The following is a 17246-nucleotide window of genomic DNA, read 5'->3' on the forward strand; positions in this document are numbered from 1 at the left end:
AGAATATGATGGAAGAGCAATTAATACCAATTCAGTGGAAAGATGATGCCTTAGTTTTGTTAGATCAAACGTTATTACCGAATGAAATTGTTTATGAATCTTTTAAAACAGCTGAAAGTGTGTGGGATGCCATTCAAGTAATGAAAGTACGAGGTGCACCAGCGATTGGTGTTTCAGCAGCTTATGGAGTGTATTTAGGGATAAAGGAATTTGCTGAAGGTACGGAAGAAGGATTTATGGATGAAGTAAGAAAGGTATGTACATACTTGGCGACATCAAGACCGACTGCCGTAAATTTATTTTGGGCACTTGAAAGAATGGAAAGTGTAGCGACAGATAATATTCATTTATCAATCTCACAGCTGAAAAATAGATTACTAGAAGAGGCAAAAGAGATTCATAGAGAAGATGAAGAAATTAACCGTCAAATTGGAGAACATGCATTAACATTATTCCATGATGGAATGGGAGTATTAACACATTGTAATGCTGGTGCGTTAGCGACGACTAAGTATGGTACTGCGACGGCTCCAATGTACTTAGCGAAAGAAAAAGGATGGGACTTAAAAATCTTTTCGGATGAAACACGTCCAAGATTACAAGGGTCAACGTTAACGGCATTAGAACTACAGCGAGCGGGAATTGATGTTACTGTCATTACGGATAATATGGCGGCTATGGTCATGTCACAAGGGAAGATTGACGCTGTAATTGTTGGATGCGACCGTGTGGCAGCGAACGGTGATATAGCAAATAAAATTGGAACATTAGGCGTATCTATTTTAGCGAAATACTACAACATTCCGTTTTATGTAGCGGCACCAACGCCGACAATTGATTTAAAGACATCGACAGGAAAAGAAATTCCGATTGAAGAAAGAGATGCTTCTGAAGTGATTAATCGTTTCGGACAATATTCAGCTCCGACAGAAAGTAAAGTATATAATCCGGCATTTGATGTTACTCCACATGAAAATGTAACAGCGATTATTACAGAAAAAGGGATTGTAAAGGCACCGTTTACGGAGAATTTAAAAAAGTTATTTCAATAAGTAGATAAATGTAAAAGTCAGTCATCATAAGCTTCATACTTAGGGGGATGTATATGTTATTACAAAAAGAAAGAGAAGAAATTGTAGCGTATGGAAAGAAAATGATTTCTAGTGGTTTAACAAAGGGAACGGGCGGTAATATTAGTATCTTTAATCGTGAACAAGGTCTTGTTGCGATTAGCCCAAGTGGTTTAGAGTATTATGAAACAAAGCCTGAAGATGTAGTTATATTAAACCTAGATGGTGAAGTAGTAGAAGGAGAGAGAAAACCATCAAGTGAATTAGATATGCACCTTATTTACTATAGGAAGCGTGAAGATATAAATGCGCTTGTGCATACACATTCTCCTTACGCGAAGACGATTGCGTCATTAGGATGGGAGCTTCCGGCTGTGTCATATTTAATTGCTTTTGCAGGCCCGAATGTCCGCTGTGCGCCGTATGAAACATTTGGTACGAAGCAATTAGCGGATGCTGCTTTTGAAGGCATGATTGATCGCCGAGCTGTGCTACTTGCAAATCACGGTTTAATTGCTGGTGCAAATAATATAAAAATGGCGTTTACTGTTGCAGAAGAGATTGAGTTTTGTGCTCAAATTTATTATCAAACGAAAAGCATTGGGGAACCAAAGCTATTGCCAGAAGATGAGATGGAGAATTTGGCGAAGAAGTTTGAAGGGTATGGGCAGCAGTAGAATGAAACAAAGACACCCTCAAGAAAAGATCTTGAGGGTGTCTTTTACGCTTTTTTAAGCAACAAATACATAAAGTAAGGAGCCCCAATTAAAGCAACGACAATACCTGCTGGAATGCCATTAGGATCAACGATATTTCGTCCGATTGTATCTGCTAATAATAATAGCCATCCGCCGATTAAAAGGGCGATAGGCATGAAAATTTGATGTCTTGGACCTACTAAAGATTTCGCAATATGAGGAGCCATTAATCCGATAAAGCTAATTCCTCCTGTTACGGAAACAGCTGCAGCTGCAAGTGCAACGGCTGCAACTAATAAGTACCTGCGTTCTTTTTCAATTTCAATTCCAACGCCAATTGCGACTGGTTCGTTTAATGCTAAAATGTTTAATCGATTTGCTTTATAGAAAATAAACGGAATGAATACGATTAACCATGGGAGCATTGCTAAAACGAAGATCCAGTCATCTCCCCAAATATTTCCGGCAATCCATTTTGAAATAAAGTCTACTTTCATACGATCCGCGGATGAAATAAGGACAATCATCGTTCCAGATAGTGCAAATGCAAAACCGATACCGGTTAATGTTAATCGGATTGGTTGAAGTCCAGTTGATTTACTATATGAAAATACGTAAATTAGAACAGCTGTCAGAAATGCTCCGATAAATCCAACTACAGGTAGTAAGTAAAGAAATGAACCTACATCTATTGGAAAGTATAAAAAGAAAATAGCAACAGCAACACCGGCCCCAGAGTTAATACCAAGAATACCAGGTTCAGCTAAATCATTTCGGGTAATTCCTTGCAGAATAGCCCCTGATAAAGCGAGAGCCATACCAGCTAATAATGTAATGACAATTCTAGGTAGTCTTAAAGAGTATAAAACAAACTCCTCTTTAAAAGTCCCTTGCCCCATTAATGTTGGGAGTAGTCGATCATAAGATAAAGACGCTGAACCAAGTCCCATTCCAACTACAATGGTTGTGATGATTACTATAAGTAAAGCGAGTATAATGAGACGCTGTTTTCTTAAAATAGATTGCATCATGAGAATGTTTTTCCTCCTTTACGTACAATGAATAGGAAGAATGGTAACCCTACAATCGCAACAATTGCCGCAACTGGTGTTTCGTATGGAGCGTTAATAGTACGTCCGATTGTATCTGCAAGTAGCATAAAGGAAGCTCCAGCAATTGCTGACATCGGTATAACAAATCGGTAATCTGGACCGACAATTGGGCGTACCATGTGAGGTACCATTAAGCCGATAAATGCCATATTTCCAACAAGCGCTACAGATGCACCTGCAAGTAAGATAATAATGATAAATAAAATAGTTTTAATAACAATAATTTTTTGACCTAGTCCAATAGCCACTTCCTCACTGAAACTAAGAACTGTCAATTTTTTTGCTAGTAAGATAGCGATAAAGATACTAATTGAAATGACTGGAATAATAATTTTTAATTGGCTCCAAGTTGTTCCAATTACGCCCCCAGCAGTCCAAAGTGATACATCTTGTGAAATTTTAAAGTAAATGCCGATTCCTTCTGAAATTGCGAGTAGAAATGCTGAAACTGCAGCGCCTGCTAATACAATTCGAAGAGGAGAAAGGCCGCCTTTTTTCACCATACCAATTCCAAATACCATAATTGCGCCAATTGCCGCACCGATAAAGCAAGCTAATGTTAAGTAAAGATAGCTGATGGAAGGGTTGAAAGCAAGTGTCAGTGCAAGCGCAGCATTTGCTCCACCAGATAGCCCTAATAATCCAGGATCCGCAAGTGGATTTCGTGTTAATCCTTGCATAATTGCCCCAGAAACGGCTAATCCAGCTCCTACAAAAATAGCAGCAACTTCACGTGGTAAACGTATTTCTCGAATAATAGATATTTTGTCTCCTTTAGCGGAGGAAGTGAGTGCTAACCATACATCTTTTATCGAAGTATCTGCAGCACCTAATACCATTGCAACCATAAAAATAAGAAAGAATGCAATTAAGCTTAAAATTAGTTTGTATGTAAAAGCTATAGAACGTGGATTGTCATGATCTTTTGTCATTCGTTTCACATCTTTTCTGTTCATAGAATAAAGGAAGAGGAATTCTTAAATTAAGAATTCCTCATGTTTGTATTATTTACCAAGAAAGCTCTTCTTGAAGAAGTCTAGTTGGAAATCTAATGTAAGTGGATCATTGAAATAGAATTCCATCATGTTTGCTTCATATACGCGATTATTTTTTACTGCTGGGATGTTTTTATATGATTCTGTCTCTTGGAATGAGTTATCAGTATCTTTGTTTTTACTTACGATTAAGTAATCACCAGCAAATTCAGGTAATACCTCAGTAGATAATGCGTAATAACCTTCTTTTAATGCTTTTTCTTTTACTTTTTCAGGCATTTTTAATTTCATTTCTTGGTACAGAATTTCTGTTCCGCGGCCCCAGTTCTCGCCGTATACATAAAGCTGTTTGTTGAAGTTTTCTACAACAGAAACTGTTGCATCTTCACCGATTTTTGCTTTAATTTCTTTACCAGCTTCTTGTGCACGTTTCTTGAAGTCATCAACCCAAGTTTTTGCTTCTTTTTCTTTGTTTAATAACTTACCAATTTCTAAATGCTGTGTTAAGTAATCAACTTTTCCATAAGTGTATGTTACAGTAGGCGCGATTTTCTTTAACTTATCGACATTTTTAACATTTGATAAACCAATGATTAAATCTGGATTTAGTTCAGCGATTTTTTCAACATTTTCATCTGATACTTCAGCAACATCTTTAAGTTTGCTATCAAAACGTGGGTTTTGTTTAGACCATGAATCTACCCCAACAAGATTTACACCTAATGACATTACGTTACCAGCGAATGATGATAATACAACAACGCGTTTTGGATTTGCAGGAACTTCTACTTTTTTACCATCTTCAGATTGGTATGTAATTGTTTCTGATTTGCTACCTTTTGCATCGTTCTTTTTGTCTGTAGAGCTATTGCTACAAGCGCTCATAACAAGAACGAAAAGGACTGTTAGTGAAATAAATAACTTTTTCATCGTCTTTCTCCTTTAACATAGATGATATGTGTATACAATAATTTGTTTAACTGTAATCTTTTTGAAATAGTAGTGGTAATGCAAAATAATTTATTAAAAATCTTGAATATGAGATTTTATAATATAGTAATAACCATATTAATGAAAGAAGATGTAATCTCAAATTTGCTAATTATTAACAAAATGATAATGATTATCACTATTGATTCTTTAAATAATATAATTTTATATAGGTGTATTGTCAATAGTAATTTTGATTGTAAATTTTGCGGAAACAGGTTATATTTTATTGAGAATGATAATCAATGATTAATAGCTGAGGAGTGAGCACGAATGAATCGAGAAGAATTGTTTGATGTAACCGTGATAGGCGGAGGACCTGCAGGGCTTTATTCAGCTTTTTATAGTGGACTCAGAGAAATGAAAACAAAAATAATAGAATTTCAACCACATTTAGGTGGAAAAATACATGTGTATCCGGAAAAAATGATTTGGGATGTAGGAGGACTATTGCCAGTTACAGGTGATAAGTTAATTGAACAACTTGTACAGCAAGGGTTAACATTTAAGCCGGAAGTTGTATTAGATACAAAAGTAGAATCGATTATTCGTAATCAAGATGGTACTTTTACATTAAAAACAAGTACTGGCGAAGAACACTTTTCAAAAACAGTTATCGTCGCAACAGGAAGTGGTATATTGAAACCGCAAAAGTTATCTATTGAAGGTGCTGAGCGATTTGAAGTATCGAATTTAAATTATACAGTTAAATCTTTAAAGCGTTTCAAAGGTAAAACAGTTATTATTTCCGGTGGAGGCAATTCTGCTGTTGATTGGGCAAATGAATTGGAACCAATTGCGAAAAAAGTGTATGTAACCTATAGAAAAGAAGAATTATCTGGTCATGAAGCACAAGTAAAACAACTTATGAACAGCTCAGCGGAGTGTTTCTTTAATACATCGATTACAAAATTAATTGCTGGTGATAATCATGAAGCGATCGAATATGTAGAATTAACAAATCATGAAACAGGTGAGGTTTCTCACTTACCTATTGATGAAGTTATTATTAATCATGGATATGAACGCGACATTACATTATTAGAAAATAGTGAGTTAGACGTTGCAATTATAGATAATTATTATATTGCAGGTAATGCAAATAGTGAGTCTTCAGTAGATGGATTATATGCTGCTGGAGATATTTTAAAGCACGAAGGGAAACTACACTTAATTGCAGGTGCATTCCAAGATGCTGGAAATGCTGTGAATAAAGCAAAGCAATTTATCCAACCAGATGCAAGTGAGTACGGAATGGTTTCTTCTCATAATGAAGTATTTAAGAAGAGAAATCGCGAACTGATTAAGCAGATGATAAAATAATAAGGAACAAGTATACCCCCACATACTTCTCTATTCAAATGGATGAGAGATGTACGTGGGGGTTTTCCTGTTTACTATATTTTCAATCATTATAATGACACCGGTTTCATCAGTTCATATGATATGAACATTTTATTGGTAAAGCATCCTAGAAAACAATTTAGATATGTTTTGCTTACGCAGAACATGGCTAAATTACGCTGTCCCTTTAGCGCGTTCATTAGGAAATGGCATATTTAGTATAGAAGCAATATACTGTTTTCCGTGTTTTCGAGCCAATGATTCTAATATTTGACGGACGCGTTTTGTAAGATGGCCTTGTTTTTTGATGGCTTCACAATATGCGTCATAGAAAGCATATTTAGCCCAAAGGAAATCATCTTGTTGGAATAAGAAATGATTTTTGTACCATTCACCAATTGTATGATAACAATTGTTTTCATGTATTGCTGTGCTTTGAGAAAGAAAACGATCAGATAAAGATACATTCAAATGAGAAATTGTGTTTTCTGTTTCAACTTGTAGTGTTTTTTCTAACATTGTAATGATGTGACGAGTAGCCATATGTTAACTCTCCTTTGTGTAAATGGGTAATACCATTCTATATTTAAAAAATTCTTACTATATAATACTATACAATATATGGAATGCATCTACCTGCTTTTTGAACTGCATTTACAAAATCTTTTTTATTTGTTTACAAAAATAAAGTAAAGTAAGATACAGTATAGATGAAAAAATAATAAAGGAATGAACGCATTGTATATAACAGTAGAAGAGACTGCGGAGTATTTGAATTTACCAAAATCGTATATTGAAGAGTTAATTCAGCAAAAGAAAATTCGTGCGCTATTCGATGGAGAGCAATATTTAGTAAATAAAGAACAATTTAATACACATTTAGAACAAATGGAGAAATATAAGCAATTAGTGGAAGAAATATTGAACGAACCAATTCCAGAAGATATGGATGTTAAAGACGAAGATTAAACTATGGAAAATCCCTTATGAAGATATGCAGAAATGTATATTCATAAGGGATTTTTTGTTTGAAGATATCAAAAACATAAGGAGTTCTTAGCCTTTCTTCAAATTTTGATAGGTAGTAGTCTACCATGTTAAAAGCATATTTTTTTCTAGCTAGGACAAACATAGAGAACGTAACCTGTACAGATACATATACTATCAGTGCAAAAGCTTATAAATTAATGGAAGGGGTTTTCTCGTGAGTTTATTTCATTGTGATTTTCTGAAAGACTTAATTGGATCTTTTGTGAGAGTAAACAGGGGTGGTCCAGAATCTCAAAAAGGGACAATAGTCGCTGTATGTTCGGATTACTTTGTATTAAAGAATGAAAAAGGAGAGCTCTATTACTATCAGATTCGTCATCTGAAAAGTATTACAAAAAATGTGAAAGATTGTAAATCAGATGATTGCAGATGGTTGGAATGTGAATGTGAAGATGACTTTGAAAAGTTACTTCAAAGCTTCAAATATTGCTGGGTGAAAATTAATCGTGGTGGCCCAGAGAAAGTTGAAGGTATTTTACAAGATGTTTCTTGTGAATTTGTGACACTAATTGTAAAAGAAGAAGTTATATTAGTTGCAGTATCTCATATTAAGAGTGTAACAGTACCTTGTAGAGAGAGCGAAGAAAGCGAAAGTGAAAGCGAAAGTGAAAGTAATGATTCAGGTCGAGCTCGCGCACAAAGACAGTCAAGAAGAGGAAGATAATAAGAAAGGAGGATACAAATTTGGAAAGTATATTATGCTGTGAACAAATTAAAGGCTTAGTCGGTGAGACTGTAAAAGTAAATCTTCGTGGACCAGAGAGTCGAGTGGGGGTACTTGTATCGTTAGGAAGAGATTACCTTACATTACAACTTCCTCTTGGTGAATTAGTATATTACCAATTGAAACATGTGAAGAGTCTAGTTAAGAAAGTGAAAGAAAGTAAATGTGGCGATGGCTATGTTTCATGTTTCTGCTCTGATGATGATACTTTCGTCGATGTATTACGTGACTTGAAGTATAAGTGGGTAAAGATTAACCGTGGCGGCCCAGAGTGTGTAGAAGGCCTATTAAGTGAAGTGCATGAAGAATGTATTACGCTAGTAAACGGTGATGAAGTTATTTATATCATTAATTATCATATTAAGAGTGTGAGTCAAGTAGTGAAATGTAAAAAGAATGAAGATGAATAATGTTTAATAAATAAGAGGGGCATTATGAGGGAAAGAGAAGAACAATTTCTTATTTCGATAGTATGAAAAGGAATTACTTACTATTAAGACAGAACATTGCCCTGATTATTTTTTTGAAACGGAAGATAGGAAAGCTGAAATTCATAGGAAGGAGGATATAGATGAATGAGTTAAACAAAAGTATTGGGGAAAATATATATGTTAAATTAATCGGTGAAAAAAGGTTTAAAGGTATATTAATAGACGTAGGAAATGACATTATTGTTCTTTACAATGGACAAGACTATGTATATATATCTTTATATCATGTACAATACTATAAATTTTTAAGACCACATGACGAAGACATACTAAAACCAGATGTTGATTCTGTAATTAAGAGGGAATCCCCTTCAATTTCTTTGAGAAAAGTATTAAGTACTTCTAAAGGGATTTTTACAGAAGTTTATGTAGCAGGAAATGCTCCAATACATGGTTATGTTACAAGTGTGATGAACGACTATATTGTTTTTTATAGTCCGGTTTATAAAACGGTATATATATCTTTAAAGCATTTAAAATGGTTAATTCCGTATAAAGAAAACCAAGTACCGTATGCCCTCAATAAAAATGAACTCCCCGTAAATCCGTTAAATATTACATTAGCTAGAACATTTGAAGAACAGCTTATTAAAATGACTGGGAAAATTATGGTGTTTGATTTAGGTGAGGAGTCCAATAAAATTGGAAAAATGGCGAAAATTGATGAAGGTCATATTGAAATATCAAAAGCACGTGATGCAAAAATGTATGTGAATATTCAACATGTAAAATCCGTCCATTGTCCGTAGATTAGTTGGAAGGGCTGACTTTTTCTTTTATATGCAGAAGAAAAGGTCGAGCCTATTTGTTTTAGTTTAATTTGAAGATGAGGGGAAAAATGAATTGAATATAAACATAGTATAGTGTGATTTTTTAAAAGGTAACTTTACACTAACTTATAAAAATTGTGTACGAGCTATCTTTTTATGTATTCAATTTATTTTTTGAGGAGGAGCTGCTCAACTAATTTATTAAAGGGGTTTTGTTTGTGGAGCAGTTTCCGAATTCGTTATCAATTACATTGCTTGGTAGTGCTGGTGGAGCAGCAAAAGCAGTTTTAGCAATTTTAAATCAAGCGATAGCAAATGAAAAAGATCCAATTTATGAAGTATTAAAGAATGCCAAATTTCATTTGGTGGATATAAAACAAAAAGATAGGACTTATTATGATGAGTTGTTTTCGAATTTGAAAAGTCAATTATATTTATATGAAATAAACCTTCAAAATGTAGTGGAATTTAAACAACATTTAAAAGAAAAAAGAACGAGTGTTGTGATTGATGTTTCAGGGGCAGATACAATTAGAGTATTAAGCTGCTGTAATGAACTAGGAATTTGTTATATTAACTCAGCCTTGGAAAATGAGGCAGTAGATCAGGACGATAGCTTAATCGGCTTTCAGCTTACGGAAAGATATACAAGGTTTGAGAAGGAGAAAGAGAAATTTACAAATACAAAAGCGATTATAGGTTCAGGTATGAATCCAGGTGTTGTTCAATGGATGGTTGTTGAGCTTATGAAGGAACGACCAAATGAAAGGCCAAGAGCATGTTATATTGTAGAACATGACACATCGTTTTTGAATGATACAGCACTTATAAAGCCACATACACTTTATGCTTCATGGGCAGTAGAGCGATTTTTAGATGAAGCAATCTGGAGTTATCCGATGTATATGAGTCATCATCGTCCTCTTTACTTTTATGAAGATGTATATGCTTCAGAGTATAAAGTGAAGTTAGGAGAAAAAGAATTCTATGGTTGTTTAATGCCACATGAGGAAGTATTAATTTTAGGGAAAAACTTTAATATGGAAGTTGGTTTTCTTTACCGAATTAATGAGTATACAACAAATATAATTAGACAGAACTTAGATCAAGTAGAAGATTTATGGAACTGGAATCGTAAAGTGTTTAATCCAGCGGAAGAAGAGGTTGCTGGAGAGGACTTGGTCGGTGTGTTACTCGTTTATGAAAATAGTGAGACATATATGTATAATGTGATGAATAGTAGCCAAGTTTTTCGTAAATATAAAACGAATGCAACGTATTTTCAAGTAGGGTGCGGGATTTATGCGGGCTTGTCCAGTTTACTTTTAGATCAATTTGAACAAGGTGCTTATTACGTTGAGGAGTTGTTATTAAATACAGAAAGTAAGTACGGTGAGTATTTAAATTTATATATGAAGGATTTTGTAATAGGGCATAATAATTTTACGGATGGATTGTTACATGACAGGGTAAGATGGATGTAAGTTGTTACCAAAAGGAAGGGGAGATCTCCTTCCTTTCATTATTATAAGGTTAAATATTGCCCTGAAAGCAATTTCATACTTATACTTTAAGGAGATAACAATGAAAGTTTTTTGTATCGATCAAGGGGAGTTTTTATATGAATAAATACAAGAGCTTGATTTATGAAGAAAGAAGAGCCTTAAAGGTATTTATATTATTATTTTATATTATATTCTTTTTATATGACGCTATATATTATTTTGTATATCCTGCTATGAATATTAGTGGAACAGCGGTAGGTTGGCCAGAAGGTAGTCTTGGGATAGGTGTGCCTATATTTGTAATAGCATTATTTCCTATTTCTATATATCTTCAAAAAAGAGGGTATGTATATTCTGTAAAATATTTATTTTTATTTGGGTACATGTTTATCAATCTTGTGAATAATTTAATGATTTATTTGCGAACGGATAGACCTTTTGAACATGGTAGTATGGTAGAAATGTTATTAATTTTATTTGCCCCAGTTTTCGTGAATAGAAAATACTTTTATTTAGTGTCCTTTAGTGTAATTGGAAAGTACGTATTTTTCACATTGCTATTACAAGATTTAAAAGTGGTAATTCCACTTGTTTTATGTATATTCTATTTCATTATTTCACATTCTTTATTAAAACGATTTCAATCTTATGTAAGAACAGTGGTTGAAATGATGAACAATATGAAAGAGACGGAAAATTTAGCTGTGATTGGGACTATGTCTACAACAATTGCCCATGAAATTCGAAATCCGCTAACAGCGTTAAAAGGGTTTACGCAAATGCAAAAAGAAAGAAATCCAACTGATACGATGAGCTACGACATTATGCTACAAGAAATTGAAAGGGTTAATGGATTTGTTAGTGAATTGATGTTGTTAGGAAAACCAAAGCCAACAAATTATGAAAGGTGTAATATACGAGATATCCTTCTATATGTTGTGCATCTAATGGAAAGTTATGCAACGCAATATAGAGTTAAATGTCATATACAAGTAGATGGGAATTTACCGGCTATAAACGGTGATGATAAGCAATTAAAACAAGTGTTATTAAATATCATTAAAAATGGAATAGAATCAATGCCAGAGGGCGGAGAAATTCATATCCGTGCATATCAAAAAACGCAAGGACATTTGTGTATTTCTGTTGAAGACCAAGGATTTGGTATAGAGAATGATAAATTAGAAAAAATCGGCAAGGCGTTTTACACAACAAAGGAGACTGGTACAGGACTTGGGTTAATGATTACATATAAAATTATTAAGGAACATCAAGGGAGTATCACGATCCAAAGTAGTCTAGGAGTAGGAACGAAAGTAGAAATTTTTCTGCCGACCGTTTAATGTATTGGGAGAAAAGATTTTTCAGAAAAGTGTTCTTGTTGTGTAAATATAAACATTTTATAAAATGTTTCAAGAAGGGTTTTTTTTATAAAATACTTCGTTTATAATGGAGGAAAATATCGACATGAGATTGATTGCTCATGTAGCGGTTCAGTGGTGTTATGAAAAGATAAGAAGGGGTGCACACGCATCCTTTTTTCTATGCAGATATTATGAAAGAGGTGGTATGATGGAATTAACATTAAATTCGACTGTATGTTTACACACGATTCAATTTCGAAAAGAGCAAAAGAATTATATTGTAAAAGATACAATTACAGGAGAAAAATATGAAATGCCGCCACTTTGGATTGATGCATTGGCAATGATGCGTGACGGTTTTTTATTGGGGGAAATTGAGGAGAAATTAAAAGAAGAGTATCCATCCGAAGAAGTGAATATGTTAGCATTCACGAGGCAACTGTTAGAACTAGAACTTGTTGAAATGGTAGATGGAGAAGAGATAGCTTGCACAAAGAAGAAAGAGATAGATTGTTTAGCTTGGGTGCGTCCCCGTGTGGAACAATTCTTTCTTAATTTAAATAGAAAATATAGAAGCAAAGACCAATAGTGGCCTTTGCTTTTTTTTAATTCCGCTATTTGCCGGGCAGTAAGACCCCCACTTCAAAATTCAGCGGAAGCAAAGAAGTTAGGTATGGGATGAACAAAACCTCCACTGATCAAAGGTTCACTTTATAGGTTGTGTTTAAAATATAACAGCAAATGCTCTTGCGAAAGCACCGTCACTATTTTTAATTTTTAAAGGTGCTGCTGAGAAAAAGAAACGTTTTGCTTCGATAGCATCTAGATTTGTTAAGTTTTCAATTAAGTAAATATTATTCCCTAGTAATATGTGATGAATCGGTGATGTTTCTGTTGTGACTTCATCAGGAGAAATGAAATCTAAACCGATAGATTTTACTTTTAATCGCACTAGTTCTTTAGCTAATTCTTCAGAAAGATAAAATGCTTCCTTCTCATAAGCCTCTGTATTCCATTTGGTGGATAGATTAGAATGAAAAATAACAATATCACCTTCTTTTATGTCAGTATTATGCAATACTGCCTTAGGTAATTTTCGCTCTTGAATATGTGTTACATCTATAAGAACAGCTTCACCTACAAATTGATCCAGCGGTAATTGATCGATGGTCGTTGCGCCTGAAATAAAATGCGCAGGAGCATCACAATGCGTGCCAACATGAACGACAGAATGAAAATCTGTAACTTGATAGCCTGATTCTTCAACACTTGTAACAGCTTCTAGTTGTATTTTAGGTGTTCCAGGAAATTGAGACATATTATTTTCAAATGTTTGCGATAGATCAATTACTTTCATTTTACATACCTCCAATATATGTTTTTCAAATAATAAAAAGCTCATCCTTCAGTATCAAGAAAGATGAGCTTTACATGCTAGTTGAGTTTTATCTTCCAAAATGCAATGCATTTTGCAGGAATTAGCACCTATTCAGTTTGTATAAACTGAGGTTGCTGGGCTTCAAAGGGCCGGTCCCTCTGCCTCTCTTGATAAAGAAGTATTCAGTTTTTAAAATCGGAATTTTCTGATAGTTAAATTGTAATTCATTTCCTTTTTTCGTGCAATACAAAATAGGTATTCACCCAAATAAAGCTGCTCGCATATTGTAGCTTATGTAAATAGAATGCTGCGAAGGAGTGAGTGCAGTGACAGGAAATGTATTAAATTATTATGCTGGTGGTAATACAGCTAGGGGATTTCACAATTTATACGAAGAGAATTTAAAAGGATTAGACAGATTATTTATCTTAAAGGGTGGCCCAGGAACGGGAAAATCTTCTTTAATAAAGGCAATAGGTCGTGAATGGATTGAAAAAGGATATGATATTGAATTTTTACATTGTTCTTCTGATAATAAATCGGTTGATGGTGTAATTATCCCAAAATTAAAAGTAGGAATTGTTGATGGGACATCGCCGCATGTTATTGAGCCAAAAATGCCAGGAGTTGTTGAAGAGTATATAAATTTAGGAATTGCTTGGGACTCAGATAAACTAAGAAAGCAGAAGTTAGAAATTGAAAGATTTGTTTCAGAAGCAAGCAAAGCTTTTCAGTCTGCTTACGCACGTTTTAAAGAGGCATTGGTTATACATGATGAGTGGGAGAAGATATATATTGATAATATAGATTTTAATAAAGCAAATGAACTAACCAATCAGCTAATCCAGAAATTATTTGCAGATAAAAGCGGGAGACAATCGCTTGTAAAACATCGTTTTTTAGGAGCTGCTACACCGAAAGGAGCAGTTGATTTTGTTCCTAATTTAACAGAAGGGTTACCACATCGTTATTTTATAAAAGGGCGCCCAGGCTCTGGAAAATCAACGATGCTCAAAAAGTTAGCTAAGGCAGCTGAAGAAAAAGGATTTGAAGTTGAAGTATATCATTGCGGATTTGACCCGCATAGTCTTGATATGGTTATCGTAAGAGAATTAGGCTTTGCAATTTTTGATAGCACCGCACCACATGAATATTTTCCAAGTCGCGAGGGTGATGAAATTATTGATATGTATGCCCTTATTGTTACGCCAGGGACGGATGAGAAATATGCGAAGGAAATTCGTGATGTTTCCATTCAATATAAAGCAAAAATGAATGAGGCGATGTCTTTCTTAGCGAAAGCAAAATCGGTTCGTGATAAATTAGAACGAATTTATATTGCTGCTATGGACTTTTCAATAGTAGATGCATATAAAGAGGAGATTCAAAAAGAGTTTGAACGAATTGCTACTACTGTAATCGAAAAGCAACAATAGACGTTTCATTAGGCTGTCAGTAATTTCTGACAGTTTTTTTGGTATGTAGTAAAATTAGTATTGTATTTGTCGAATTTCCAAGGAAATAATCAAAAAATGGAGGTGTTATGCAATGAGAGAGAAAATCGAGTCGGAGTTAGAAAGAATTGAAAAAGAGAATGATGTGAAAATTTTATTTGCGGTAGAATCAGGGAGTCGTGCTTGGGGTTTTCCATCGAAAGATAGCGATTATGATGTTAGGTTTGTTTATATACATCCGGTAGAATGGTATTTATCAATTCATGACAAACGAGATGTAATTGAATATCCAATTAGTGATGATTTAGATATAAGTGGTTGGGATATTAAAAAGTCTTTGCAACTATTCGCGAAGTCGAATCCTGCTTTACTTGAGTGGATTCGATCACCAATTTTTTATTCGAAAAACTCTAATTTTCCAGAACTACTTCAACAGATGAGTGAGAAGAATTTTAATCCAAAAGCAACGATATATCATTATTTACATATGGCGTCGAAAAATTATCGTGAATTTTTGCAAGGTGAGAATGTAAAGCTGAAAAAGTACTTTTATGTATTACGTCCCATTTTAGCTTGTAAGTGGCTAGAAGAGAAAACGACTTTACCTCCTGTAGAATTTGACCGATTGATTACAGAATTATCATTAGAACGTAGCGTATTAGATGAAATTGAAAAGTTGTTAATAAAGAAAAAAGCAGGTACTGAATTAGATGTTGGATTGAAAATTAAGGTGCTAAATCAATTTTTAGAAGAACAAATTCATTACTATCAGCAATATGTAAAAGGAATTGAAAAGGGATCAGGAATCGATATTGAGAGTTTAAATACATTGTTTCGAGATATGTTGTTTGAAGCATATGAAAAAGAGCACAAGTAAGTTTGTGCCCTTTTTATTTTGTAGGAATGAAGAAAACAGATATAGCTGCGATAAGACCTGCAAAGGAGAATAAGTAAAAATTCCATGCTAAGTCATATTGCATTGTCATAATAATACCGACGAGAATTGGGCCAGCAATTGCACCAACTCGGCCAAGCCCCAGTCCCCAGCCTAAGGAGGTAGCTCGGATATGTGATGGGAAGTATTGTGTTACATATGCATTTAATATTTGAGTAATACCGACTGATCCAATACCAGCAAGGCCAATTAAAAGATAAATGATTGTAACAGATGGTTTGATTGTTAATAGTCCGATACATATGGCTGCCATAAGATAAGAGATGCTAATAATAATTTTTGCTCCTATACGATCAGCAATTGCTCCAGCGAATAATGCGCCGATAGCTGCGGTAATATTTAGCATAAGTAGAAATGACAGACTAGACCCAAGAGGATATCCTGCCTGGCGCATCATCTGTGGTAACCAAGTGTTTAAACCATATATTAAAAACATTCCCATTATATAAGTGATCCAAAAAAGTAGCGTTGCTTTTATGTATTCTTTTGAGAATAAAGTAAAAAATCCATTTTTCTTTCGTATAGTAGATGGGTCTTGATGAGTTTTATCTTTTACATGAAATTCAATTTGAAAACGATTAAGAATTTGGTTCACTTCTTCTTGGCGATTACGTGATAATAAAAATTGAATGGACTCGGGTAAATAGCGAATAATGAAAGGAATGAGGAGTAGTGGAATCATTCCGATACCAAACATAATTCTCCATCCGAAATCTTCTAACATAAGCATGGACAAAATAGCACCTAACACGATACCTAAAGGATAGCCAGTAAACATAAGAGCATAAATAAAAGATTGCCTTTTTTTTGGTGAATATTCAACAGTAAGTGCTGAAGCTGTTGGGATAACACCGCCTAATCCGATTCCTCCTATAAATCGAGATAATCCAAATAACTCAGGAGAAGGAGCGATAGCCGCTAAACCCATTGTGATAGAAAAAAGTGCTAAACAGCATATAAGCGTCCATTTACGCCCAATTAGATCTGTAATCGTTCCAACTAGAATAGCCCCAATAAACATCCCAAATAAAGCATAGCTTGCAATTGTACCAGCATGCGCTGGTGATAGCGCCCAGCTTTTGTCTTCTAGGAGCTTTGGTAGAACGGCACCGTAAATACCTAAATCATATCCATCAGCTAAAATGGCTAGCCAACAAATAAAAACAACAAGTTTTGTAATAGAGCTTGGAAAGATAGTTTCTGTAGATTCTAGATGAGGTGGAGCTGAAGGTTGCATAATATTCACCCCTTTTAATTTGTAGATGAATATATTATTTTATTTAATGTTAATATTTTCCTCCTTGTGTCGAATTTTATCTGAAAAGGGTTTATAACAAATAAAGAAG

18 protein-coding genes and 1 riboswitch are annotated in these 17246 nt (G+C 34.3%); of the genes, 12 read left to right on the forward strand and 6 right to left on the reverse strand.

Annotated elements, in window-relative coordinates:
- The first annotated feature begins 5 nt into the window (after positions 1-5).
- Complete coding sequence (mtnA, locus tag CQ064_RS17065) at positions 6-1052, forward strand: S-methyl-5-thioribose-1-phosphate isomerase (protein ID WP_003269303.1); 1047 nt, start codon at positions 6-8, stop codon at positions 1050-1052.
- 53 nt (positions 1053-1105) lie between these two features.
- Positions 1106-1747, forward strand: coding sequence for an L-fuculose-phosphate aldolase (locus CQ064_RS17070; RefSeq protein WP_000926554.1), 642 nt, complete (start codon positions 1106-1108; stop codon positions 1745-1747).
- A gap of 44 nt (positions 1748-1791) precedes the next feature.
- Here the strand turns inward: CQ064_RS17070 and CQ064_RS17075 are convergent, their stop codons facing one another.
- From CQ064_RS17075 to CQ064_RS17085, 3 genes are read right to left on the reverse strand one after another with little or no spacing between them, the layout of a single operon-like run.
- The gene (locus tag CQ064_RS17075) at positions 1792-2799 is read right to left on the reverse strand and encodes a FecCD family ABC transporter permease (protein WP_000983753.1); all 1008 of its coding nucleotides are present in this window, start codon (positions 2797-2799) and stop codon (positions 1792-1794) included.
- On the reverse strand, positions 2796-3836 hold the full coding sequence (locus tag CQ064_RS17080) for a FecCD family ABC transporter permease (protein ID WP_002025239.1): 1041 nt from the start codon (positions 3834-3836) through the stop codon (positions 2796-2798). Before CQ064_RS17080 ends, CQ064_RS17075 begins: the two co-directional genes overlap by 4 nt.
- Before the next feature lie 48 nt (positions 3837-3884).
- Positions 3885-4805, reverse strand: a complete 921-nt coding sequence (locus CQ064_RS17085) for an iron-hydroxamate ABC transporter substrate-binding protein (protein ID WP_000732597.1) — start codon at positions 4803-4805, stop codon at positions 3885-3887.
- A gap of 333 nt (positions 4806-5138) precedes the next feature.
- Between CQ064_RS17085 and CQ064_RS17095 the strand changes: the two genes are divergently transcribed.
- The gene (locus CQ064_RS17095) at positions 5139-6188 is read left to right on the forward strand and encodes an NAD(P)/FAD-dependent oxidoreductase (protein WP_001078267.1); all 1050 of its coding nucleotides are present in this window, start codon (positions 5139-5141) and stop codon (positions 6186-6188) included.
- 195 nt (positions 6189-6383) lie between these two features.
- Here the strand turns inward: CQ064_RS17095 and CQ064_RS17105 are convergent, their stop codons facing one another.
- The gene (locus tag CQ064_RS17105; protein ID WP_000235474.1) at positions 6384-6752 is read right to left on the reverse strand and encodes a hypothetical protein; all 369 of its coding nucleotides are present in this window, start codon (positions 6750-6752) and stop codon (positions 6384-6386) included.
- 186 nt (positions 6753-6938) lie between these two features.
- On the opposite strand from CQ064_RS17105, the gene CQ064_RS17110 reads away from it, so the two are divergent.
- The 7 genes from CQ064_RS17110 to CQ064_RS17145 all read left to right on the forward strand — a co-directional run bounded on the left by CQ064_RS17110 (position 6939) and on the right by CQ064_RS17145 (position 12702).
- Positions 6939-7178, forward strand: a complete 240-nt coding sequence (locus CQ064_RS17110; RefSeq protein ID WP_001998970.1) for a helix-turn-helix domain-containing protein — start codon at positions 6939-6941, stop codon at positions 7176-7178.
- Positions 7179-7413: 235 nt separating this feature from the next.
- Positions 7414-7923, forward strand: coding sequence for a hypothetical protein (locus CQ064_RS17115; protein ID WP_000051537.1), 510 nt, complete (start codon positions 7414-7416; stop codon positions 7921-7923).
- A gap of 20 nt (positions 7924-7943) precedes the next feature.
- Entirely contained in the window at positions 7944-8393 is a 450-nt protein-coding gene (locus tag CQ064_RS17120) for a hypothetical protein (protein WP_000443836.1), read from the forward strand.
- 161 nt (positions 8394-8554) lie between these two features.
- Positions 8555-9223, forward strand: a complete 669-nt coding sequence (locus CQ064_RS17130) for an LSm family protein (RefSeq protein ID WP_001004268.1) — start codon at positions 8555-8557, stop codon at positions 9221-9223.
- A gap of 239 nt (positions 9224-9462) precedes the next feature.
- Positions 9463-10728: a hypothetical protein gene (locus CQ064_RS17135; RefSeq protein ID WP_000434728.1), complete on the forward strand. Its 1266-nt coding sequence runs from the start codon at positions 9463-9465 to the stop codon at positions 10726-10728.
- A 137-nt stretch (positions 10729-10865) separates the two neighbouring features.
- The gene (locus CQ064_RS17140; protein WP_001046108.1) at positions 10866-12092 is read left to right on the forward strand and encodes an ATP-binding protein; all 1227 of its coding nucleotides are present in this window, start codon (positions 10866-10868) and stop codon (positions 12090-12092) included.
- Between the two features lie 229 nt (positions 12093-12321).
- Entirely contained in the window at positions 12322-12702 is a 381-nt protein-coding gene (locus CQ064_RS17145; protein ID WP_000424116.1) for a hypothetical protein, read from the forward strand.
- A 135-nt stretch (positions 12703-12837) separates the two neighbouring features.
- Here the strand turns inward: CQ064_RS17145 and CQ064_RS17150 are convergent, their stop codons facing one another.
- A complete protein-coding gene (locus CQ064_RS17150; protein ID WP_000862977.1) occupies positions 12838-13470 on the reverse strand; it encodes a cyclase family protein in 633 nt (210 codons plus the stop codon).
- 85 nt (positions 13471-13555) lie between these two features.
- A riboswitch (SAM riboswitch) is annotated at positions 13556-13668 on the reverse strand.
- Between the two features lie 149 nt (positions 13669-13817).
- Here CQ064_RS17150 and CQ064_RS17155 point away from each other — a divergent pair.
- Positions 13818-14927: a PRK06851 family protein gene (locus CQ064_RS17155; RefSeq protein WP_000147459.1), complete on the forward strand. Its 1110-nt coding sequence runs from the start codon at positions 13818-13820 to the stop codon at positions 14925-14927.
- A gap of 112 nt (positions 14928-15039) precedes the next feature.
- Positions 15040-15822, forward strand: coding sequence for a nucleotidyltransferase domain-containing protein (locus CQ064_RS17160; protein ID WP_001208240.1), 783 nt, complete (start codon positions 15040-15042; stop codon positions 15820-15822).
- 13 nt (positions 15823-15835) lie between these two features.
- On the opposite strand, the gene CQ064_RS17165 is transcribed toward CQ064_RS17160, so the two are convergent.
- A complete protein-coding gene (locus tag CQ064_RS17165; protein ID WP_001183081.1) occupies positions 15836-17137 on the reverse strand; it encodes an MFS transporter in 1302 nt (433 codons plus the stop codon).
- Between the last annotated feature and the right edge of the window lie 109 nt (positions 17138-17246).

The sequence above is a fragment of the Bacillus sp. MYb78 genome, assembly GCF_002975115.1.
Lineage (GTDB): Bacteria > Bacillota > Bacilli > Bacillales > Bacillaceae_G > Bacillus_A > Bacillus_A cereus.